21 protein-coding genes are annotated in these 23,106 nt (G+C 31.1%); 7 read left to right on the top strand and 14 right to left on the bottom strand.

The window, feature by feature from the left end; translation table 11 throughout:
- Positions 1–10: 10 nt before the first annotated feature.
- The 3 genes from L0U77_RS06155 to L0U77_RS06145 form a co-directional block, all read right to left on the bottom strand.
- A complete protein-coding gene (locus L0U77_RS06155; RefSeq protein ID WP_233860911.1) occupies positions 11–538 on the bottom strand; it encodes a DUF5683 domain-containing protein in 528 nt (175 codons plus the stop codon).
- 155 nt (positions 539–693) lie between these two features.
- Complete coding sequence (dnaN, locus tag L0U77_RS06150) at positions 694–1,812, bottom strand: DNA polymerase III subunit beta (protein WP_101916851.1); 1,119 nt, start codon at positions 1,810–1,812, stop codon at positions 694–696.
- 55 nt (positions 1,813–1,867) lie between these two features.
- Positions 1,868–2,857: a lipid A deacylase LpxR family protein gene (locus tag L0U77_RS06145; RefSeq protein ID WP_233897801.1), complete on the bottom strand. Its 990-nt coding sequence runs from the start codon at positions 2,855–2,857 to the stop codon at positions 1,868–1,870.
- A gap of 70 nt (positions 2,858–2,927) precedes the next feature.
- Here L0U77_RS06145 and ppk2 (L0U77_RS06140) point away from each other — a divergent pair, with 70 nt between their 5' ends.
- Positions 2,928–3,785: a polyphosphate kinase 2 gene (ppk2, locus tag L0U77_RS06140; RefSeq protein ID WP_101916853.1), complete on the top strand. Its 858-nt coding sequence runs from the start codon at positions 2,928–2,930 to the stop codon at positions 3,783–3,785.
- A 1-nt stretch (position 3,786) separates the two neighbouring features.
- Entirely contained in the window at positions 3,787–4,569 is a 783-nt protein-coding gene (gene ppk2 / locus L0U77_RS06135) for a polyphosphate kinase 2 (protein WP_193699886.1), read from the top strand.
- Positions 4,570–4,572: 3 nt separating this feature from the next.
- Here the strand turns inward: ppk2 (L0U77_RS06135) and L0U77_RS06130 are convergent, their stop codons facing one another.
- Complete coding sequence (locus tag L0U77_RS06130) at positions 4,573–5,205, bottom strand: low molecular weight phosphatase family protein (RefSeq protein WP_233884344.1); 633 nt, start codon at positions 5,203–5,205, stop codon at positions 4,573–4,575.
- Between the two features lie 82 nt (positions 5,206–5,287).
- Between L0U77_RS06130 and L0U77_RS06125 the strand changes: the two genes are divergently transcribed.
- The 3 genes from L0U77_RS06125 (at position 5,288) to L0U77_RS06115 (ending at position 8,312) form a co-directional block, all read left to right on the top strand.
- A complete protein-coding gene (locus L0U77_RS06125; RefSeq protein ID WP_101916856.1) occupies positions 5,288–5,836 on the top strand; it encodes a Smr/MutS family protein in 549 nt (182 codons plus the stop codon).
- Between the two features lie 17 nt (positions 5,837–5,853).
- Complete coding sequence (locus tag L0U77_RS06120) at positions 5,854–6,999, top strand: cysteine desulfurase family protein (RefSeq protein ID WP_233897800.1); 1,146 nt, start codon at positions 5,854–5,856, stop codon at positions 6,997–6,999.
- A gap of 389 nt (positions 7,000–7,388) precedes the next feature.
- Positions 7,389–8,312 (top strand): PorP/SprF family type IX secretion system membrane protein, encoded by a 924-nt coding sequence (locus tag L0U77_RS06115; RefSeq protein WP_101916858.1) that lies wholly within the window; start codon positions 7,389–7,391, stop codon positions 8,310–8,312.
- A gap of 130 nt (positions 8,313–8,442) precedes the next feature.
- Here the strand turns inward: L0U77_RS06115 and L0U77_RS06110 are convergent, their stop codons facing one another.
- The 3 genes from L0U77_RS06110 to L0U77_RS06100 all read right to left on the bottom strand — a co-directional run bounded on the left by L0U77_RS06110 (position 8,443) and on the right by L0U77_RS06100 (position 11,277).
- The gene (locus L0U77_RS06110) at positions 8,443–9,180 is read right to left on the bottom strand and encodes a peroxiredoxin (protein ID WP_101916859.1); all 738 of its coding nucleotides are present in this window, start codon (positions 9,178–9,180) and stop codon (positions 8,443–8,445) included.
- A 227-nt stretch (positions 9,181–9,407) separates the two neighbouring features.
- Positions 9,408–10,178, bottom strand: a complete 771-nt coding sequence (locus L0U77_RS06105; RefSeq protein WP_101916860.1) for a zinc ribbon domain-containing protein — start codon at positions 10,176–10,178, stop codon at positions 9,408–9,410.
- Between the two features lie 4 nt (positions 10,179–10,182).
- Positions 10,183–11,277: a Nif3-like dinuclear metal center hexameric protein gene (locus L0U77_RS06100; protein WP_233900892.1), complete on the bottom strand. Its 1,095-nt coding sequence runs from the start codon at positions 11,275–11,277 to the stop codon at positions 10,183–10,185.
- A 156-nt stretch (positions 11,278–11,433) separates the two neighbouring features.
- Here L0U77_RS06100 and lpxK point away from each other — a divergent pair, with 156 nt between their 5' ends.
- Both lpxK and L0U77_RS06090 read left to right on the top strand, forming a co-directional pair.
- Complete coding sequence (gene lpxK, locus L0U77_RS06095) at positions 11,434–12,504, top strand: tetraacyldisaccharide 4'-kinase (RefSeq protein WP_233897827.1); 1,071 nt, start codon at positions 11,434–11,436, stop codon at positions 12,502–12,504.
- A 55-nt stretch (positions 12,505–12,559) separates the two neighbouring features.
- Positions 12,560–13,045, top strand: a complete 486-nt coding sequence (locus L0U77_RS06090) for a thioredoxin family protein (protein ID WP_233900891.1) — start codon at positions 12,560–12,562, stop codon at positions 13,043–13,045.
- Positions 13,046–13,165: 120 nt separating this feature from the next.
- Here the strand turns inward: L0U77_RS06090 and L0U77_RS11870 are convergent, their stop codons facing one another.
- From L0U77_RS11870 to L0U77_RS06060, 7 genes are all read right to left on the bottom strand, one after another.
- Entirely contained in the window at positions 13,166–13,291 is a 126-nt protein-coding gene (locus L0U77_RS11870) for a hypothetical protein (RefSeq protein ID WP_256444154.1), read from the bottom strand.
- 79 nt (positions 13,292–13,370) lie between these two features.
- Complete coding sequence (locus L0U77_RS06085; protein ID WP_233897798.1) at positions 13,371–14,828, bottom strand: NAD(P)/FAD-dependent oxidoreductase; 1,458 nt, start codon at positions 14,826–14,828, stop codon at positions 13,371–13,373.
- Positions 14,829–15,189: 361 nt separating this feature from the next.
- The gene (locus tag L0U77_RS06080; RefSeq protein WP_233897797.1) at positions 15,190–16,293 is read right to left on the bottom strand and encodes a mannose-1-phosphate guanylyltransferase; all 1,104 of its coding nucleotides are present in this window, start codon (positions 16,291–16,293) and stop codon (positions 15,190–15,192) included.
- Between the two features lie 42 nt (positions 16,294–16,335).
- Positions 16,336–16,923, bottom strand: a complete 588-nt coding sequence (locus tag L0U77_RS06075; RefSeq protein ID WP_101916865.1) for a SprT-like domain-containing protein — start codon at positions 16,921–16,923, stop codon at positions 16,336–16,338.
- 66 nt (positions 16,924–16,989) lie between these two features.
- Positions 16,990–17,670 carry an SDR family NAD(P)-dependent oxidoreductase gene (locus L0U77_RS06070; RefSeq protein ID WP_233897796.1) on the bottom strand — a complete coding sequence of 227 codons (681 nt, stop codon included), beginning with the start codon at positions 17,668–17,670 and terminating at the stop codon, positions 16,990–16,992.
- A 158-nt stretch (positions 17,671–17,828) separates the two neighbouring features.
- On the bottom strand, positions 17,829–18,014 hold the full coding sequence (locus L0U77_RS06065; RefSeq protein ID WP_233884335.1) for a hypothetical protein: 186 nt from the start codon (positions 18,012–18,014) through the stop codon (positions 17,829–17,831).
- A gap of 14 nt (positions 18,015–18,028) precedes the next feature.
- Positions 18,029–22,960: a PKD domain-containing protein gene (locus L0U77_RS06060; protein ID WP_233897795.1), complete on the bottom strand. Its 4,932-nt coding sequence runs from the start codon at positions 22,958–22,960 to the stop codon at positions 18,029–18,031.
- Between the last annotated feature and the right edge of the window lie 146 nt (positions 22,961–23,106).

Raw genomic sequence — 23,106 nt, 5'->3', positions numbered from 1 at the left:
TTTAAAAAGTTTAAAAAGCGTATTTTAACGTTAAACCAACTTTTGGCGATTCTATAAATAAAGGATCTGGATATACCATGGGTTGTAAAGATAAACTATCATCAGTATCAAATTGTAATAAGTGTGCGTTTACACTCGCCTCTACGATTTGTAAAACATATAATAAAACACCTGTTAATAAGGATAAATCTCTATTTTTCCGAAGTATTTTTTGAGCATTTTCAAGCCCTTGTATCGACATTAATTCTTTTCCATCTTTATTGATAAATTCATCTTTGATACCTTGTTTTCGAAGTGTAAAAGCAGTTCGATAACGGTTATATTCATTTCGATTATCAATATAATAATACGTAGGAATTGCTAATGAAGCCCAAACAATGGGCGCTTTCCAGTATTTTTTGTTATAAATTTGACCTCCTCCAGGAAAAATAGCAGAATAAAATGCCGCTTTTGCAGGTGCTAACGGATTGTATTTATCACTATTTATTGGGGCTTTTATGGATGTAGTATCTTTTTGAGCAAATAATAGTTGACTCAAAAAAAGAGTACATAATACGAATATGAAAGTACGAATATTCAATTATTTTGGTAAGTTATTAATATGATTAACGGCTTGTTTTAATTTTGATGAATATGTAAAAAAAACTCAAAAACCACCTAATTAAAGATGGTTTTTTAAGATGTTATGATTATTTATCCGTTTAACATTACTGGCATTACTAACATTGTAACACTTTCACCTTGAGCAGTTCCATCAATAGGTGTTAAAATTCCAGCTCTATTTGGTAGCGACATTTCTATTAAAACATCGTTAGCATCTAAATTATTAAGCATTTCACTTAAAAAACGAGAATTAAATCCGATTTGTAAATCATCACCTTGATAATCACAATGTAAACGTTCATCAGCTTTGTTTGCGTAATCTAAATCTTCTGCAGAAATATTTAAAGAATTTCCTTCCATTTTTAAACGAATTTGATGCGTTGTTTTACTCGAAAAAATAGAAACACGACGCACAGAGTTTAAAAAAGAAGCTCTATCAACAGTTAATTTATTTGGATTTTCTTTAGGAATTACAGCTTCATAATTTGGATATTTTCCATCAATTAAACGACAAATTAACACTACATTTTCAAAAGTAAATTTGGCATTTGTATCATTATATTCGACCATTACATTACTATCCGAACTATTTAAAATCCCTTTTAATAAATTTAAAGGTTTTTTAGGCATGATAAATTCTACTGCAGTTTCGGCTGTTACATCGGTACGAGTATATTTTACTAATTTATGAGCATCGGTGGCAACAAAAGTTAATTCTTTCGTGTTAAACTGAAAAAATACACCACTCATTACGGGTCTTAAATCGTCATTTCCTGCTGCAAAAATCGTTTTTGAAATAGCTGTTGCTAAAATTTTTGATGGAATTTCAGTACTACTAGGATTAGGTAATTCTGGAGCTTTTGGAAATTCATCACCTCCAAAATACGCCATATCATACTTTCCTTGTTCCGAAATAATTTCAATAGTACTTCCGTTTTCGGCATTAAAAGTAAGCGGTTGGTCGGGAAATGTTTTTAAAGTGTCGAGTAATAAACTAGCGTTTATAGCAATAGAACCGGTGTCATTACTTTCAACATTTACAACCGAAGTCATAGTCGTTTCAAGGTCTGACGATGATATTTGAAGTTCATCGTTTGCGAGTTCCAATAAGAAATTATCTAAAATTGGTAACGTATTATTGTTATTAATAACACCTTTTAAAACTTGTAATTGCTTCAATAATTGAGAGCTAGATACGATAAATTTCATTGAGTAAATTTTCTGTTTATTAGAGTTACAAAGATATCTATAAAAAAATTAAAAATTAATTAAACATATAATTAAATTCGAGTGTTCCGTAGAAATTATGCGAAGGAACTCGCCAACTTTTTAGTTTCTTAGTATGATGTTTTATAATATATCCAAAATTAAAATGATTTGCGGTAAAACGAATTCCTATTTCGGTGGTCATTTTAAAAGGATTGATTCTATATGTAATAGGATTCGTATTTTCACTTAAAAAACCACCTTGAATTGTGGCATCATAGGCAACATAATGAAGCATCGGTTTTATATAAATAAAGGATTCTATTTTTGATTTATCAGTTTTAGCATCCGTATTTTTAATTAAATTTCCATGAAATGCAATCGAATTTATAATTTTTTGCAACGGTTTTAATCCAATTCGGGTGTAAAAACCTGTTGAGATATCAGTATGAATCGTTCCGAAATTAACGGTACTAATCCAATTGGCATCAATATATATAGTGTTTAATTTATTTAGATTATTTTTTAATCTGGTTAAACTTTTTAAATAATTTATTTTGAAGTTGAAGCCAAAGGTGTTTTTAATCTGATATTTCCAACCCGTTATTTTTTCGTAGCCATATAATGTATGCACAAAACTCTGAAGTTCTTTGCTTTTACTTGCCGAACCAAGCATTCCTATTTGTAAGTCTGTTTTTAAGAGCGTATTGTTTTGATAAAATCGAGTAATGCCAATACTCCCAAAGGAATATCCTGCAAAAGGGCGATCATGATTTTCAGGATATTTTACACTGGCTTTAAAAGGCGTGTACATCTGGTTTCCAAGCTTAAATTCAATTACTTTTTGTCGATTTTTTAAAGCATTTTTTGAAGTCTTTTTAGCCAGATATCGATATGTTAAAAAAAGTCCATTTGTATAATATCGATCTTGTGTTAGCGAGATATATAAATCATTATCGGTTATAATACTAAATTCTTTTGGTTGTTTTTGCTGGGCGAAAAGAGTTGTTTTATAGAGTATTAAAAAAAAAAAGATTTTTTGTTTCATAGCAATTATTATCGTCTTATTTTAGCAATGTAGGGTTAAATATAGCGTATTTCAACTTAATTATTTTTAAATGAAAGATAAAAAAATGCTTACCATTGAAGATTTTGAAAGTATTTCATCAACAGATGAATTATGGAACTTAATAGAAGAAAAAGAAATACCAATACACAAAGTTGTCGAGAAGATAACTTACGAAGAAGAATTGAAAAAACTTCAAATAGAATTGGTGAAATTACAGCAATGGATTGCCAAGAATAATAAGCGAGTAGCCGTTATTTTTGAAGGAAGAGATGCTGCTGGAAAAGGAGGGAATATCCGTCGTTTTATGGAACATTTAAATCCGCGTTCGATGCGTTTAGTAGCCCTGAATAAACCAACAGTGGTCGAAAAAGGACAATGGTATTTTCAACGTTATATTAAAGAATTACCAAATCCTGGAGAAATCGTTTTTTTTGATAGAAGCTGGTATAACCGAGCCGTAGTAGAACCTGTAATGGATTTTTGTAGCAAAGATCAATATAAAAAATTTATGGCGCAAGTGCCAGAATTTGAACACATGCTACACGAAGATGGTGTTACCATTATCAAATTTTGGTTGTCTATCTCAAAAGATGAACAAATGAAACGATTTGATGCTCGAAATGATAATCCATTAAAAAGATGGAAATTCAGTCCCGTAGATAAAAAAGGACAAGAACTCTGGAGCAGATACACCTATTATAAAGAAGAAATGTTCAGCAAAACACACACCACATACAGCCCGTGGATTGTCGTGAAAACGAACGATAAAAAGAAAGCTAGAATAGAGTGTATGCGTCATGTATTATCGCAATTTGATTATCAAGAAGAATCAGAACATAAAATCGTAAACAATCCAGATCCTAATATCGTAATGCGTTATTATCGTTCAGCAAAACATTTAGATTAATATGGAAAAATTAACACAAGGAGCTGTAAATAAGCTCAACACAAATAAAGGATTAAAAGCATTATTAACCAATAATCCATTTAATTTAGAAAGAGCTGTTCGAACTGTAGATTATCAGCGTAAGCTCGAAAAATTACAAGTAGAATTAATTCGTTTGCAAACTTGGGGAATCAATAATGATGAACGTATTATCATTATCTTTGAAGGAAGAGATGCCGCTGGAAAAGGAGGCGCTATCCGTAGAATGACCGAAAGAATTAATCCACGTCATATGCGAATTGTAGCACTGCCAAAACCCAATGAAGACCAAAAAACACAATGGTATTTTCAACGATATGTTGAACAATTTCCAAAAGCAGGAGAAATTGTTTTCTTTGATAGAAGCTGGTACAATAGAGCCGTGGTTGAACCTGTAAATGGATTTTGTACACAAAAAGAATATCAAATTTTCATGAATCAAGTGAATGAATTTGAAAGAATGATTCTAGAATCAGGTATTCGATTGGTTAAAGTTTATATGTCTATCAATAAAAGAGAACAAGCCAAACGCTTTAAAGAAATCGTAAATAATCCATTAAAACAATGGAAAATTACTCCCGTAGATTTAAAAGCACAAGAACTTTGGGATGATTATACGGATTATAAAAGAGCCATGTTCTCTAAAACAAATACCGCAATATCTCCTTGGAAAGTGATTCGAGCAAATAGAAAAACAATCGCAAGGATTAACGTAATTAATCATGTATTAAAAAGTATTCCGTATGATAAAAATACAGTAGTGTAAAAACTACTGTATTTTTTTTATCATATCGAAAATATAAAATAATTCACCAGCAATTTGTTTGCTGGTGTTTAAATAGCTGTCAAGAGCGATATCGGTATTGTCTGAATTTTTTGGGTCAGTATAAGGCAAGTGAAATCGAGAAATTGCATCAGGAATAAAAGGACAGTTTTCATCAGCACTACTGCAAGTGGTAATGGCAATATATGGATAGTTGTTCTCAGGATGATCAAATGTTTTTGAAAATCCTACAATTGATTTTTTTGTTCCCTTAAAAGAAACTAAATAACGTGGATTTTGATGTGAAAAATCAACAATATTGAATTCAAAACCTGTTTGTTGTAAACTTTTTACCGTATTTCGATGAAAAGCAGTCGCTTCTGTACCACCAGAATATGTTGAAATATTTTTTAATCCAAAGTATTCAATAGCAAAAAAAGCCCAAACTTGTGAAAATTGACTTCTTCTAGAATTATGTGTGCAAATAAAATTTAAATTTATTTTCTCTCTTTCTTGATATTCAGTAATAATGGAATCAGCAATATCGGTGAGTAATTTTTTACGGACATCACTTAGTATCATTTCTTTTCTCGCTTCTTCAAAGAATATTTTAGTGTTAATATTTTTAGTGTTTATCATTTTTTTACAGTTCTTTTGCAATATACAAGTAGCACAAAAATACAATGTAAAGCACTTTTTGTGAATTAAGTAAAGGTTAAGTATGTGTTTAGAAATAGGAAATAAAGTTGCAGTGTTAGACGCTGATATTCGGGGGATTATCACAAGAAAAGAAAATGACTTTTTTTTTGTGAAAGATCAACACGGGATGGAATATTCTTTTTATGCAACCGAATTGGTTAAAATTAAGGTAGAACAACACGAATTGAGTAGGCAAGTTGCTGTTCAAAAATCATTATGGCAACAAAAGACGCAAGAAACCGTTAAAAAGAAAAAATCTTTTTTTGTTAAAGATAAAAATGAAGTAATTATGGAGGTCGATTTACATGCCGATAAATTAGTGAAATCGACTCGTGGCATGGATAATTATGATATTCTATCCTTACAGTTAGAAACCGCAAAACACAAATTAGAATATTGTATCTCAAAAAGCATTTCAAAATTGGTGTTAATTCACGGAATTGGTGAAGGTGTTTTAAAAACCGAATTAGATTATTTATTGAATAATTATTCTGTGAAATATTACGACGCTTCGTATCAAAAATACGGAAAAGGAGCTACCGAAATTTATATTTATCAAAATCCAAATTAATTTTATATAAATATTTTATGAAAACTGTTTATTTAGATAATGCCGCCACAACACCAATATTACCCGCCGTTGTTGCCGTAATGCAGGAATCAATGTTGCATAATTTTGGAAATCCATCATCTATTCATCAATTTGGAAGGAAAGCAAAAGCAGTCGTGGAAACTGCTCGTAAAAATATTGCGAAACATTTTAAGGTATCAGCTAGTGAAATTTTCTTTACCGCAGGAGGCACGGAAGCCGATAATTTAATCTTATATAATGCCGTTTTAAATTTAGGCGTTACTCGAATTATTACCTCTAAAATCGAGCATCACGCCGTGTTGCGTACTGTTGAATATCTTCAGGAAAAATATGCAATAACCGTAGAATTTATACCTGTAAATGAACACGGAGTTCTTGATATCAATGCTTTTGAACAGGTTTTAAAAACATCTCCTGAAAAAGAATCCCAAAAAACATTGGTTAGTTTGATGTACGTAAACAATGAAATTGGAAACTTATTACCAATTGAAAATATCGCCCAATTATGTACGGAAAACAACGCGTATTTTCACTCCGATACCGTACAAGCAATTGGACATTATCCGTTAGATTTACAAAAAATTCCCGTAGATTTTATCGTAGCAAGTGCGCATAAATTTCACGGTCCGAAAGGCGTTGGTTTTGCTTATATCAAAAAAGGAATTTCAATAAAACCCTTGCTATACGGGGGGGAACAAGAAAGAGGTACACGAGCTAGTACCGAAAATGTACACGGTATTTTGGGTATGGAAAAAGCTTTAGAAATTTCTTTTGAAAATTTATCCGAAGATAAAAAACATATTGAAAAATTAAAAACATATTTTAGTACACAATTAAAAACGGACTTTAAAAATATTCAATTTAATGGCGAATCGGAATGTTTAGAAAATAGTAGTTATACGATTTTAAATGTTCGTTTTCCTGTGAAAAATAAGATGATACTTTTTAATTTGGATTTACACGGAATTGCGGTTTCTGGCGGAAGTGCTTGTCAAAGTGGAGCGAGTAAAGGTTCACACGTGTTGCGAGCTTTTTTAGAGGCTGATGAAGCTGAAAAAGCATCGGTACGTTTTTCTTTTAGTAAATTAACAACCTTTGCAGACCTTGATTTTACACTTGATAAATTAAAAAAAATTATCTAGTATCATTTAAATTGATGTAAAATTGTTTAGAATATTGCGAATTACTAAATTTTAAGATAGGTTTTAGTGATAAATATCAATAAAAGTTAAAAAATTTGAAATAAGTTGCTGAAAAAAAATAAAACTAACTTAAATTTGTTACTTTTATTTTTTTTATGATTGCTAAATTTGTATAACTAATTCATAAAAGGCATTTTATCTCTTTTTTTAAAGGTTTTTTATTGCTTTTTTATATCCGTTTTACATCAGAAATAAATCAGAAATAAAGAGTTTAAAAATATAGTTACATGATTTATTGATTAAAAGTTAATTTTGATTAAAATTTTCTTGATAAGAATTATAAAATCGCCCATAATATTAATTAATAAAGCTATAAAAAGAGATATAAAATGAAGTTATTTTTAAGTGTAATATCAGTATTTTTAGTAATTATTGCTTCGATAACCGATATACAAGCACAACAAGATCCGCAATATTCGCAGTATATGTACAATACGATGAGCGTAAATCCAGCGTATGCAGGTTCTAAAGATTTTGGTGTAATCACCGCAATTGGAAGAATGCAATGGGTTGGTTTTGAAGGAGCTCCAGAAACTCAAAATTTAAGTTATCATACGCCTTTAGGCTATTCTGGGTTAGGTTTAGGTTTCAATATTATGAATGATAAAATTGGTCCTTCGCAAGAAATTTCTTTAGATGCCAATGCCTCTTATAGTATTCAAACTGATTTAGATGGTACGTTGGCTTTTGGTTTGCGTTTAGGAGGACGTTTCTTAAATATTGATTGGAGCAAAGGAACGGCAAATGATGATGAAGCTATTTTTGGCGAAAATGTAAGTAAATTTTTACCAACAATTGGAGCAGGAGTTTATTATCATAAACCGACTTGGTATATTGGGCTTTCTGTACCTAATATTTTAAAAATGGAACATTATGATGGCGATAATCAATTAGGAAAAACGGCTGTTGAAAAAATGCACTTTTTCTTCATTGCAGGAGCCGTATATGATATTAATTATGATTTAATGTTTAAACCAGCAGTATTGTTAAAAGCTGTTGCGGGAGCTCCGTTGTCGTTGGATATCTCTGGAAATTTTTTATATAAAGAAAAATTTAGAGCAGGATTAGCTTGGAGATGGGACGATGCCATTAGTGCTCTTTTAGGTTTTCAGGCTTCAGAAACGTTGTTAATAGGTTATTCGTATGATTTAACAACCTCTAATTATAATGTAACAAATTCAGGAACTCACGAAATTATGTTACAATATGAATTATCAAAAGGTTCGAAATATAAAGTTCCTAAATTCTTTTAAAAATTTTCTTAAAAATTCATTTTAAGATTTTTAATAAAAATTTAATCTATAAAAAAAGCTCAAAATATCAACACGATATTTTGAGCTTTTTTATTGCTTTAAAATTTAAAAGATATCTTATTTTTTCGTGTTATTTTTTTAAAATTCTATCTAAAACTAAGTCTTTATCTAATTTTTTAGTACAGAAAAACCAATCTTTACAATCAATATCACTATCTTCCATTCGGTCATTTGCTGTTCCACAAGATCCTGCAGGACCTATAATAACATCATCTCCAGGATACCAATCAGCAGGAGTTGCAACGCCAAATTCATCCGCCGTTTGTAAGGCGATAATTACACGATATAATTCATCAAAATTTCTACCTAAACTTAAAGGGTAATAAATAAGACTTCTAACAATTCCTTTTGGATCGATAAAGAAAACAGCTCTTACTGCTTTTGTATCGTCTTCATTTTCCTGAATCATACCATATTTTCTGGCAACATCCATTTTGATGTCTTCAATTAACGGAAAGTTAACTTCAACATCTTTCATTCCTTTGTATTCAATTTTTTCTTTAATAGTACGCAACCAAGCAATATGACTGTATAATCCATCAATAGAAAGCCCTACAAGTTTACAATTTGCTTTGGCAAACTTATCTTCTAAAGAAGCAAATGTGATAAATTCTGATGTACAAACTGGTGTAAAATCAGCAGGATGACTAAAAAGAATAACCCAATCACCTTTATAATCTGCAGGAAAATTAATAGGACCTTGTGTCGTTGTAGCTTTAAAAGCTGGTGCAGCATCTCCAATTCTTGGCATGCTAAATACTTGTTTTTCGTTATATTGTTCGTTCGTTTGTGCGGTATTTTGTCCCATGATTAATTATTTAAAAATTAAGATTAATAACACTACTAAGGTATTTAATATTATTGTTTTTTTCTGCTTTTTTCTTCTAATATTCTCCCAATTTTCTTTTAATTTTCTTTTAATTTTTATTGAAATTTAAGGATACTTTAACGACACTTTTTTAAGTTTGGCACAAAAAAAAGCACTCGAATAGGAGTGCTTTTTTATTATATTTCAAAAATAATAGTAAGTTCTTATTATATAAATAAGTTATCAATTTTTTCTTTTTCTTCTTGAGCTAATGCGGCATCAACTAAAATACGACCACTATACTCATCAATTGTAATTTTTTTACGATTCGCAATTTCTAACTGTACTTGAGGAGGAATTGTAAAGAAAGAACCACCAGCAGCACCACGTTCAATAGCAACAACGGCTAATCCGTTTCTTACTTTGGTACGAATTCTATTATAAGCAGTTAATAAGTGCTTATCAATAGATTGTGCATATTCTTGCGATTTCTCGTTTAATAATTGCTCTTCTTTTTCGGTTTCTTTCAAGATATCATTTAGCTCATTTTTCTTGTGCGTTAAATGACTTTCTTGTTTTTTTAATTTTTCTTTAGTTGTTTCAATAACGCCATTTTTCTGGGTTATTTTCACTTTATATTCTTTAATTCTTTTTTCTGATAATTCAATTTCTAATTCTTGAAATTCAACTTCTTTGGTTAAAGCTTCAAATTCACGATTGTTACGAACATTTTTTTGTTGATCTTCGTATTTTTCAATTAGTGATTTAGATTCTGTAATTGCTGATTTTTTATTTGTAATATCAGCTTCTAAACTTGTAGCTTCGTCTTTTAATTTAGAAAGTCTTGTGTTTAATCCGGCAACTTCATCTTCTAAATCTTCAACTTCTAAAGGTAATTCACCACGAACGTTTCTGATTTCGTCAATTCTAGAATCGATTAACTGTAAATCGTATAACGCTCTTAATTTTTCTTCTACCGTTACTTCTTTTTTTGCCATCTGTTTATATATAGTGTATTGGATTTGTACTTCTTTCGCTCAAAGTAATTGCAAAAGTACTAAATTTTTTACGAAGATAATCAATCAAAAGGTTTTTTGTAAACTGTTCGCTTTCATAATGTCCGACATCAGCAAGTACGATTTTTCCTTCTGCTTGAAAAAACTCATGATATTTAAAATCAGCACTGATATAAACATCAGCATTTTGTTGTATTGCATTTTTAATCGCAAAACTTCCAGAACCTCCTAAAACGGCTACTTTTTGAATCGGTTTTGCTAATAATTCAGAATGTCGAACACAATCGGTTTTAAAAGTTTTCTTTACAAAGGCTAAAAAATCAGTTTCATTCATCGGGTTTTCAAGTTCGCCAAGCATTCCCATTCCTATATTTTGATGTGCGTTATCGAGCGTAATTATTTCGTAAGCAACTTCTTCATACGGATGATTTTCAAACAATGTTTTTAGTATTTTTCCTTCTAAATTATGGGTAAAACTCACTGAAATAGCAGTTTCTTCTTTAGATATAAATTCACCTTTTTTTCCTACTCTCGGATTTGAATTTTCATTTCCTCGATACGTTGTTGTTCCGCTAGAATTAAAGGAACAATTCTGGTAATTTCCGATAGTTCCTGCACCAGATTCAAAGAGTTTTGTGCGTAAATTTTCGGCATTTTCAAGCGGAACATACGTTGTTAATTTTTTAATAATTCCTTTTTTAGGAATTAATGTTTTACAATTTTGCAAACCTAAAACCTCACACATTTTTGCAGAAACACCATTGTTTACATTATCTAAAGCCGTATGTGTTGCATAAATGGCAATATTGTTTTGAATCGCTTTTAACACCACACGCTCCACATAAGTATTGCCGTTTATTTTTTTCAATCCGCTAAAAATAATCGGATGAAAACTGACAATTAAATTGCAGTTTTTAACAATTGCTTCCTCAATTGTTTGTTCCAAAGTATCTAAAGTTACTAAAACGCCCGTTATTTCTGTCGTGTAATCGCCTAACAATAAACCAACATTATCGAAATTTTCAGCATACGATAACGGTGCTAATTCTTCAATATAATTGGTAACATCTTTTATTTTCATAAGATAAAATATATGGAATCAAAGTTACTATTTTTATTGTTTTTAGACCTCACAGGTTTTTAAAACCTGTGAGGTCTTAGAGTCTTTCTGATTTTCTGTAGTTTTTTAGTTTTTTTGATGATTTTTGTTAAAAAAATAATTTTTACTTTTGAGGCTATGAAAATACTTCGTTTTTTATTGTTTCCGTTCGCTATTTTATACGGAATTATTACCGCAATTCGTAATTGGTTTTTTGATATCGGACTTTTAAAATCGACATATTTCGATGTGCCAGTTATTGCCGTGGGAAATTTAAGTGTCGGAGGAACAGGAAAAACACCACAAATTGAATTTCTAATTCGATTGTTGAAAAATACCCATAAAATTGCCGTTTTAAGCCGAGGATATAAACGTAAAACCACTGGTTTTCAAATTGTGAATCAAAAACATACAGCTTGTGATGTTGGCGATGAACCCTTGCAATTTTATAAAAAATTCAAAAATCAGGCAATTATTTCGGTCGATGCCGATAGAACAAACGGAATTACACAATTATTAAAAAAACAAAATCCGCCCGAAATTATCTTATTAGATGATGCGTTTCAACATCGAAAAGTAAAAGCTAGTACCTATATTTTACTCACAAAATTTGACGATTTATATATAAATGATTACATGTTGCCAACAGGAAATTTACGGGAATTTCGTAGCGGTTACAAACGAGCAAACATCATTATTGTTACCAAATGTCCCGAAAATCTATCCGAAGAAAAACAACAGGAAATTATTCGAAAAATAAAACCGAAAACATATCAGCAAGTATTCTTTACAGCAATTTCTTATGATGAAAATTTAAAAAATACAAAAGAAAATATAGAAGAAAACAATACGAATTTAACAATTTCAGCGTTAAAAAATAAAAACGTTTTATTAGTTACAGGAATTGCAAATCCAAATTCATTATTGACATTTTTATCAAAAGAAAACATACAATTTAAACACTTAAAATATCCTGACCATTACGATTTTACAAATAACGATATTCAGAAAATAACCAGTGAATTTAAAGAATTAGAAGCAAAAAATACATCAAAAAATACCATAATTCTAACCACAGAAAAAGATTTTATGCGTTTAGAGAATCGACTAGAAAAACTGTGTTATATTTCGATAAAAAGTATTTTCCTAAAGGATGAAAAAAGATTTAGTAACCTAATACAACAGGAAATCAGCAAAATAAAAGTATAATTTCATTATTTTTGGTATTATTTTTGATATTTTTGAAACAATAAATAACAACAGCATGAAAAAAATAGTTATAATTTTAGTATTTCTTTTAGCGGTACATACCGTTTCTGCACAACAAAGTGTTGTTGCTCATCAAGAAATAAATCAAGAAGCAAACCAAGAAGTAAAGTGGGAACAATCTTTTGATAACGCTATCAAAAAAGCAAAGAAAGAAAATAAACCCGTTTTGGTGTTTTTTACAGGTTCAGATTGGTGTCCACCATGTCAAACAATAGATAGAGAATTGTTTAATACCGATAAATTTAAAGGCTTTTCTGATGAAAAATTGATTCTATATAAGGCAGATTTCCCTAGAAATAGAGATTTAGTTTCTTCTGAAGCTAAAAAAGAAAATAACGAATTACAGTATCGTTATGGAATAAACGCATTTCCAACAGTGGTCGTTGTTAATGCAAAAGGAAACGTTTTAGGAAAGAAAAAAGGAGCATATATGGCAGCGTATTATTATCCTTTTTTACAATCGATTATAACAAATAATTAAAAATCATCAACCTATTTTAATTACATAATTTATTAAAATAACTGAAAATAACTAAAAAACGAAGTGTAAAAGCTTCGTTTTTTAGTTCTAAGAATTTATAGTTGCAAAATTATCGAAAAATTAACGAGTACCTCCATGACCACCCGCAACTACTTTCATTATTTTTAAACTTAAATAAATAAATTTAAAAAATTGAATAAAAGGATTCTGCATACGTCTTTTTTCTTTTTTTGATATTCTTTCCATCATTGTTTTTTATTAGCATAAAATTTAAAATTTAAATTTTAAAGTGAATTAAAGTGAAATTTAATTGAAGATTTTTATTTTATTCAGGAATTAACCACCAAAAAGGTTTCATTTTAGCTTTATAAATAAACGCATAATGAAGTGCTAATTTAAGCCAATGTCCTGCCAAACCTATTTCTCCAAAAGTACTTTTTAATGCTCGTCCGTGTGTGTTTGGATATTTTTCAAAATCAGGAACAATAGGAAATGTGGTAATACTAACACCACTTCCTTGTGTAAAACCGTAACCTGCAGAGGCAATACAAGCTGCACCCATATTTCCCATAGAACCTTTATGAAGTGTTAAATCAGTACCTTTTGTTAGATGTCCGATAATGTTATCAGCCACTAATTTTGCGGTTATTCCAGAGGGCATTCCTGTTCGTGGTGGTGCTGGAAATATAGGTGTTCCATTTTTACTATTTCGTGGTTTTGAAATCGTATGTGGCGGTGCAAAGGCAATACCAGGGGCAAAAATATTTTTATATGTCGGATTTTGATAGGTTTCTGGCCAATCTTTTACGCTCCATTTTTCGTATGGTTTTGGCGTATAATCGGCATCAACAATCATAAAACCTTTGAAAAGTTTTTCGGTTATTTCTTCTTTATTTTTATCAAAAGCTTTAAATCCGTGTCCTGAAAATGCTGGAATTAACATGGCAAAATCATAGGTTTCGCTTTTAAATTCGCCGTCTAAATTCTCATAATGAGCAATACCATTTTCAATTTTATGAACACCAGCGCCAGTAATCCATTTAATATTTCGGTCTTCAAAAATCATTTCAATCATTTCGTTAGACTTCATATTGATGCCACCGTAACTCAAAAGGATGCCATCCATTCCAAAATCTCCCAAAAGAAATTCGTTAGAAATCCATGTTATTTCGGCATTATCTCTTACGCCATGATTACATAATTCTTTTTCTACATTCAAAATATATTCAAAAGCCGCCCCTTGACAGGTCGATTTAGCGTGTCCTGTACCAATTAGAATTTTCGCTTTTTTACCTTGTTTCATTTCCTGAATCAGCTTTTCTAACGCTGTCCAAGCGTGGCTTGCGTGGTCGTAAGTACATACTGAAAATGCGTTATTTTTTCCAGGTAATAATCCTTCGGTTGCTTCAAAATTTAAACGAGGTCCTGTGGCATTAATTAAGTAATCGTAGTTTATTTTTTCTTGTATTCCTTTTTTATCGTTGCTTACATATTGTGCGATTACGTATGGTTTTTTTTCACTTTCATCGCCTTCAGGATGAAATGTAACCACTTTTGCTTGTTTATATCCGATTCCTTTTTTTTGATAGAGTGGTGCTAATGGAAAGAGTATATCTTCAGGTTTCATACGTCCAATGCCGACCCAAATATTGGAGGGAACCCATTGATAATTGCTGTTGGGGGAAACAACGACGATTTCATGTTCTTTTGATAATTTTCTACGCAAATGCGTTGCTGCTACGTGCCCTGAAATTCCAGCACCCAAAATAACTATTTTTGCCATTTTATTTTTTAGATTTTTAATAGTTTTTAATTTTCTGATATGTATCAGTGATAAAAAAATAAATAAGAAGTGGTTTTTTATGCTATCCTTAAAAGTTTTTGAAAACAGTTTTTAATAATTTTCTAAAAGATTAAAAAACACTTTTAAAGACTTGTTAAAATTAAAGAAGCTAAAAAAAGTATACAGCTACTTTTGTTACATAAAAAAAACGAAGTGTTTAGTGCTTCGTTTTTTTTATGTTTTTAGAGCCTGTTTAAATTTCATCTGAAAAAAATATAGTGGAAAAAAATGACGGCAATGGGTTAAAACCCTTTGTTAAAAGGAACTAAAAATCACTCGAACTGACAGTCTATTTAATTTTTTAAAAATATTCTTTGGCAGTGGCACTAATTTGTTTAATATCTTGTTCATCTTTTCGAGGACAGATTAAAATAACATCTTCTTTTTCGACGATAATAAAATTGTGTAATCCTTGAATGATTATTTTTTTGCCATTTTCTGTTCGAATCATATTTCCGTTAGCATCTTTAAAAATTGCTTTTGCACCGACTACCGCATTTTGTTGCGTATCTTTTGTTAATTTTTGATACAACGAACCCCAAGTTCCTAGGTCATTCCAACCAACGTTTATGGGTAAAATATACATATTTTCAGCACGTTCCATAATCGCATAATCGATGGATATATTTTCACATTTTGGATAATTATTTTCTATAAACTCAGATTCTTTCTCCGTATTATAAATGATATTTTCGTTTTTGGGCGTTAAAATTAGAAGCATTTCAGGAGCATATTTTCGAAAAGCATTTAGAATACTTTTAGCAGAGGTTACAAAAATCCCTGCATTCCATAAATAATCACCACTTTTTAAAAATTCTTTTGCTGTTTCTAAAGCTGGTTTTTCGGTGAATTTTATTACTTTTTTAACGGCTGAACTATCAGAAGTATTAGAAACATCAGAAAAATTAGTTTTATTTTCTTTAAATTTGATGTATCCGTAGCCAGTATTTGGCGTATCGGGTTGAATACCAAGGGTCATTAAAACAGCATTATTTTCAGCTATTTTAAAGGCAGTGTTAAGGTTTTTTAAAAATTCAGTTTCATTTTCAATCCAATGGTCAGACGGCGCAATTAATAGCACGGCATCAGGATTTATCGCTTTTATTTTTAGGGAAGCATACAAAATACACGGTGCTGTATTTCGCATTACAGGTTCTAATAATAATTGTTTTTTGCTTATTTCAGGAAGTTGTTTTAAAACTAAATTTTCGTAGCGTTCGTTGGTTGAGATAAAAATATTTTCAGAAGGAATTAATTGATTAATTCGATGAAAAGTACGTTGAATTAAAGATTCTCCCGTGCCTAACATATCATGAAATTGTTTGGGATATTCTTGCGTGCTTACAGGCCAAAAACGAGTGCCTACGCCTCCTGCCATAATTACTGCGTAATAATTTGTGTTCATTATTTTTAGTTTTAGGACTTTATTTTTCGCTAATATTTTCTATTATTTCTGCATTACTTCTGCATTTTGATTAAAAAGATACACACGTTTATTAACTAAATTTAAGCACTCAAAACGTGTTCTTCGTTTGTTTCCTTTTCGGTATAAATTCCCTTTAAATTGAAATAATTCACCATTTAAAATTTCGAAAACAAAGACTTTTCCAACACTAGCGATGCCACCTTTTAAGGCTAATGATAAATGAACATCAGAATCGGTACTTGCCTTTGGATTTTTTAAATAATGAGCCAAGTAGGGGAGTATTTTCGTTGGATAAATATCAGGACGTAAAAAAGGGAGCATCAAATGTTGAAAAACGGTTTTCCATTCGTTGCCATGTGGTTGTACTTTTCCAAATTTTTGATGCGTAATATGATGTGCAATTTCATGAATTAATGTTAATAAAAACTGCTGTTTGTTTAAATTATTATTAATTGTTATTTGTGTTTTTCCGTTGGGAAACGTTCTAAAATCGCCGTGTTTACTTTGTCGTTTATCTACAATTTTAAGATTAATCTGATATTCTTTAATTAAATATTCAACTAACAAAATAGCATTTTCGGGAATATATTTGAGTAGTATTTCTCGCAAAATAATTCGTTTTATGAATTTTAAGTTAAATAATAATTTTTAAAGAATAATGATTTTAAAGAAATTTTAAGGATTAGAGCTCGAAACTTGCAAAACTTTTCCGTTGTAAAATTTGTTTCCTGTTAGTGAAAAATCAAAAATATAATCAGCCATTTCTTTTGCTGATACAGGGGCTAAATATCCAGGGAATGCTTCCTCAAGCATTTCGGTTTGTACCGCTCCTAATGCCAAAACATTAAAGGCAATTTGTTGTTCTTTGTATTCTTCAGCTAATAATTCTGATAAGGTAATTACCGCTCCTTTTGCCGAGCTATAAGCGGCTAATCCTGCAAATTTCAAACTTCCTTGAACGCCTCCTATCGAACTTATAGTAACAACATGGCTTCCTTTTTTCATAAATGGAATTATATTTTTGGTTAATTCGGCAACGGCAAAAACATTAACGGCATATACTTCTTGAAAATCAGTAGTTGTTAATTCGCTAAAAGGTTTGTTTATTAATTTTCCTGCATTATTGATTAAAATATCGACAGTTTTCCATTCTTTTTTGATAAAATCAGTTACTTTTTTTAAAGCATCATTATTTGATAAATCAACAGATAATGTTGTAATTTTTTGATGATTTAGCGCCTCTAAAGGTTTTGTATTTCTTGATAATGCTAATACATTATGTCCTTGATTGGCAAATTTTTGAGCCAATTGAAAACCAATTCCTCGGCTCGTTCCTGTGATTACGATATTTTTCATTTAATAGAATTATTTAAATAATTTTAAAAAGCCAAGCTACTTAAAAATAATTAATATTTAATCAAGAATAAAAAAAATTGAGTTGAACACAAAAAACCCTCGAAAAATTCGAGGGTTTTATCATTAATTAAAATTATAAAAAACAGTAAAGTAAAAGCTTAAAAACCGAAACCTGGGTTTTCAGGAGCATTTGGGCTTTGTGCCTGTGCTTTTTGAGGATTCAAAATCATATACGTTCCTAATGCTGTTAAACTGGCATATTTCCCGTATTTTCCTATTTTTTGTAACGCTTCTTTTCTTGAAATATCTTCACTATTTCTATTGTTTTCAGTTTGTTTTTTCATGATGTTTGTCGTTTTTATTCTAAAATTATTTTTTTATTAATTTTACCTAAGGTTGAAATTAATTCCACAATGTAAACCCCTTTAGCAGTTTTTGGTAATTGAATTACACTAACTCCTGTTGATTTGAATGAGCTATCAAAAACTGTTTTACCCAACATCGAATATACTTTTAAAGTAGCGTTTTCAGTTTGTAAACCAGTAATAGTTATTGCATTATTATCAGATTTATAAATACTTACCTTCTGTAAATCTTCATTAACAATAAGATCAGGTCTTTTTGAAGTAGTATGAATATAAAATTGACCAGCTCCTTTGGTATTGTTTTCTACGACAATTTTAGTTTTAGAAATATTGGTAAATGTATTGGCAATTCTATCTTCTAAATAAATGTTAACATCCGTAGGAAGGTTTTTAGCACTTACAGAAATGCTTACTTCTTTACCTTCTTTTGTTGTTAATCCAACAGGAACAACTATTGTTTCGATATTCGTATTTGGTAACGTTTGAATTGCTAATTTGTTTCCTTTATTGTCGGTAACTAATTCGGTAAATACTTCAAAGTTACTGGTAACCCCACCGAATAATTTAGAATCTGAACCATTATCAAAACCAGTAGTTTTATCATTGACATAAAATACTTTGGTTGATTTTTTACGAGTTCCATCTTCTACGAATAATTCAAAAGAAGTTTTTGATGCTTCTCTTTTAAAAGTATCTGATGTTTCATGACTTTGATTTGCTTGTTCAAAGGTAACCGTACTATTTGCCGCTAAGGCATTAGTTGCTTCAATAAAGAATCCTTGCGCTGGAGCAATGATAAGCGGCGTTTGATCATTATACGTTTCATAGCCTGTTCCGTTCCAAACCCAAATTGTTTTTTCAGTAATTTTTGCAGCGTTATTAGTCGTAAATTTTATTGAGCTAACGTATGCTGTAAACGGATTTCCTATTAGGTTATAATTGTTTCTTCCACCATTATTAATAGCAATGCTTACGGCATCAGTATTCATTGTTCCTATAAAAGAAATATCGCTAGGTGTTGCTAATTTTAGTGAATATCCTTTTGCAACTTCAAAATTACCAGTAGAATTTATTGTTTGATAATCCCAAGCTTTGGTCAAATTTTCATTGTTAAAAGGTGCAAAACCAATATTATCTCTTGTTCCTGATGCAAAAGAATGTGTTCCGCCTGCAATAAAGTTTTCAAGAGTTTCTCCATTTAAAGGAGAAGCAATTAAATACCAATCAGTATCAGGTATGTTTCTTTTATAAGTAACGGTTCCTGTAACGGTTCCTTTAGGTATAAAAGTAGCGCCAGATTCTATGGTTAAACTGTTAAATACAACATCATAAGTTGCTGTTGGATATGTTGTTAATCCAGCAGGAATTACAACACGACTTGTAGAAGTTGGTAAAGAACCTGTACTCCAGTTAGATGCTGTGTTCCAGTCGTTATTTGTAGTTCCTTTCCAAGTAATATCATCATTAGATATTTCTGAAGTTACACTTAAATTATCAATCCAAATACGAGTTCCGTATCCTGAAACACTTTTAAGTTTTACTAAAATACTGCTATTTCCTGTAAATTGATTTAAGTCAATTGTTTCTTTTCTCCAATGAGAAGCTTCTGAAGGAATCCACTTATTTTTTTCGTTATCATAAGTATCTAAATCATCAATAACTTCTAAAGTTTGTAAATCATCAAGTGTTTTGCTATAAACTTCCGTCCATGTTGCACCACAATTTTTAGAAATTAACACGATTAAATTATCAGGACTCCACTCATCAAACATGGTATAAGCAACATCAAAAGACATTTTTTTGTCTCCATCTACAGAAAAATCAAAAGGTCTTAAAATTAATTCATCTACTTTATCCGTAGGATTATCGGCATTATTGATAACAATACAAGAAGAATCTCCATTACCAGCATCACTTCTTTTTTCCCATAAAATCTCATCATTCCCAGGATTTAAAACATCCCAATCTGGAATCGGAAATACGCCTTCAAAATCTTCCGTATATGGTAAGGCATTTATTGCTTTTACACTAACAAAACTTGTTTTAGTGGTCGTTGTTCCCGTTCCTACCGCATTTGTTGCTGTTAATGTAACGCTATAATTCCCTGGAGTATCGTAAAGAACTACTGGGTCCTTTTCTGTTGAAGTTGCAGGTGTTCCGCCTTCAAAAGTCCAAGCCCAAGAAGTTGGTACGCCTGTTGAGGTATCATAAAATTGTACATTTTTATCTAAACAAGCACTTTCACTTTGCTTTTCAAAATCAGAAGCAGGCTTGTCTTTACTATCAATTTTAACGGTAACATTGTCAATCCAAATACGAGTTCCGTATCCTGATTTATTTACAAATTTCACCAATACATTTGCTAATCCTTGATAATCACTAAGGTTTATACGTTCTGTTCTCCAGTCTGATGCTGTTGTAGGAACCCAATTATTAGATTCGTTTGCATCCGTTGCAGGATCATCAACAACATCAACAGTTTCTAAAACGGTGTGTGTTTTATCGTATAAATTTTTCCAAGTTGTACCACAATCAGCAGAAGCCATTACAGATAATTCATCAGGGCTATCAGCATCAAATTTAGTATAAGCAACATCGAAATAAAAATCGGTAGCGCCTACGGATAAATCTAAAGAAGGCATGATAATTTCATCTAGTTCACCAACAGTTTCATTATCGGCATTGTTCATCATCATACAAAAACCATCGCCATTTCCAGCTAAATTACTTTGTTCAAATTCTAATTTCCCATCAAAATTACGAATATTCCAATTGGTAGGAGGGAAGGTTCCTGAAAAATCTTCACTAAAAGATTGTGCGGTTGGTGTTTTTAAAACGACAAAATTCTCTATGGTTTTTTCTGATGAACCATCGGTGTTTTCAACTTTTAAGCTAACGTTGTAATTTCCGTAAGTACTATAGGTAACCGTAGGATTTTGCTCGGTAGAAGTGGCAGGAGTTCCTCCAGGAAATTCCCAATTCCATGAAGTTGCTGTTGTTCCTGTTGAGGTATCAAAAAATTGAACAACTTCACTTTCACATACTGAATTTCTTTTTTTAGTATAAAAATCGACTACAGGACCACTGCTATTATCTAACGCAACGATTACGTTATCTAGCCAAACACGTGTTCCGTATCCTGATACATTTTTAAAACGAATGGCTAAATTTGCTTGTCCGTCATAGCCACTTAAATCGACTAATTCTTTTCTCCAGTGTGATTCTTGATTAGGAATCCAATCATTTGGCGATAATGCTGATAAAGCAGTTTCTAATTCGGTGTGTGTTTTTGAATATACTTCTGTCCAAGTAGCTCCACAATCCGTAGAAACTTCGGCTTTTAGCATATCGGGACTCACTTCATCAAATTTAACATAAGCAACATCAAAATAAAGTTGTGCATTTTTGGCATCTGTTAAATTATAAAAAGGTAATTGTAAGAAATCTTCTTCACCAATTTTATCATTATCTGCGTTGTTCATAACTACACATGATGAATCACCATTTCCAGCGTCGCTACGTTTTCCCCAAGCTAATTTTCCATCAGGATTGATAACTTTCCAGCCTTGAGGAGGAAAAGTTCCTTCAAAATTTTCAGAAGTATCAGCTGTTGCATGTTGATCAACATCAATAAAATTTGCTGTTTCAGCCTTACTGTAACTTGTACCGTTAAAGCCATTCCAAACTTCTAAGGTTACTTTATATTCTCCTTTAGTTGCGTAAGTAATTGTTGGGTTTTTTTCTGTAGATGAATCAGGTGTTCCTCCTTCAAAAGTCCATTTCCAAGAAGTTGGTGTCCCTGTTGAGTTATCTTTAAATTCGATACTTTGTGTACTACAAATTGCTGTTACATCGCTTTTAAAACTCGCAACAGGCGCATGAGGTAATATACCTGTAGCAATTAAATTGTCTGTTTGCCAAAGTAAGCTTCTAGAATATTTAGCGATTGTAGTATCTTCTAGCCAACCATTCATTACGTCAACCTGATCTTTGGTAAACATAATTTGACAAGAAGTATTGTAATCCATATAATTTTCTACATTTGGATATACATTACACGCATTTAATTTATCTCTTGTACAACCTTCCGAACCCATTGTTGGCGGTGTATCATCAATTCCATCATTTTCAGCAGTCCAAGTTCCTTTGTCTTTATCACTTTCATGAAAAGTGTGTCTTAATCCAAAATAATGACCAAACTCATGCGACATTACTTTTTCAAAACCAGGTTGGCTACTAGAAGGATTGTCAGGGCAACCAGTTGCTCTTCCTACATATCTCCAGTTAAATACAACTCTAGGAACGGCGTCTTGTGTTGGTAAAAATGCGTGTCCTGAAGCGTAATTTCCTTCTGATATTCCGTTTGCAGCAGCTACAATAAATATCTGTAAATAGTATTTGTTGTTTTTTCCCCACCACCAATCGTTTGTGGTAATTTTAGAATCGTAACCATCTTCAATAAGCCCATCTTCGATAAGCCAGTTCATTCCTGGAGTTTCTAAAAGATTTCCATCAGGGTCTTCAGTAGCTAATAAAAACTCAATATTATCCATTTTTTGCTTTACGCCATCAAATCTTGGATCAGAATTGTCCCATTCAGGAAATTCTCCACGAAAATCTTTATTAACAACTTCCATTACGTCGTTAATTCGGCATGCCATGTTTTCTTTACTAACAGAACCTGCTTCACCTTGTCCATTGTGTAAAATATGAAAAACTACTGGTATTTTGTAGTCTCTAACACCTGTTCTTTTACTGGTTCTATTAGTTCTTTGTTGTTTTTTTAATTTAGACATGGATTGTCTAAATTTAATATTGTCTTCTTTAGACAATTTTGTACCACAGCCATTTGTGGTTGCTTTTTGACTGAAAGCTGTAAAAGCAATCAGTAAGCAAAGCGTTGAAAGGTAATTTTTAATATTCATACGAGTTGTGTAATTTGTTAAAAAGTGCTTAAATTATTTTTTTTTGTGTTGTTTTTGATGGTTTTCTATTCATTTTTCTCTAAAATACTGAAAAAAACAGTAGGAATTAAATGTATTTAAAACCCTTATTTTTTATTGAAAACATA

Source organism: Tenacibaculum piscium (genome assembly GCF_021390715.1).
In the GTDB taxonomy this organism is placed as follows: domain Bacteria; phylum Bacteroidota; class Bacteroidia; order Flavobacteriales; family Flavobacteriaceae; genus Polaribacter; species Polaribacter piscius.
Note: the sequence above shows the minus strand (reverse complement) of the source record. Positions and strands in the feature narration are given on the sequence as shown.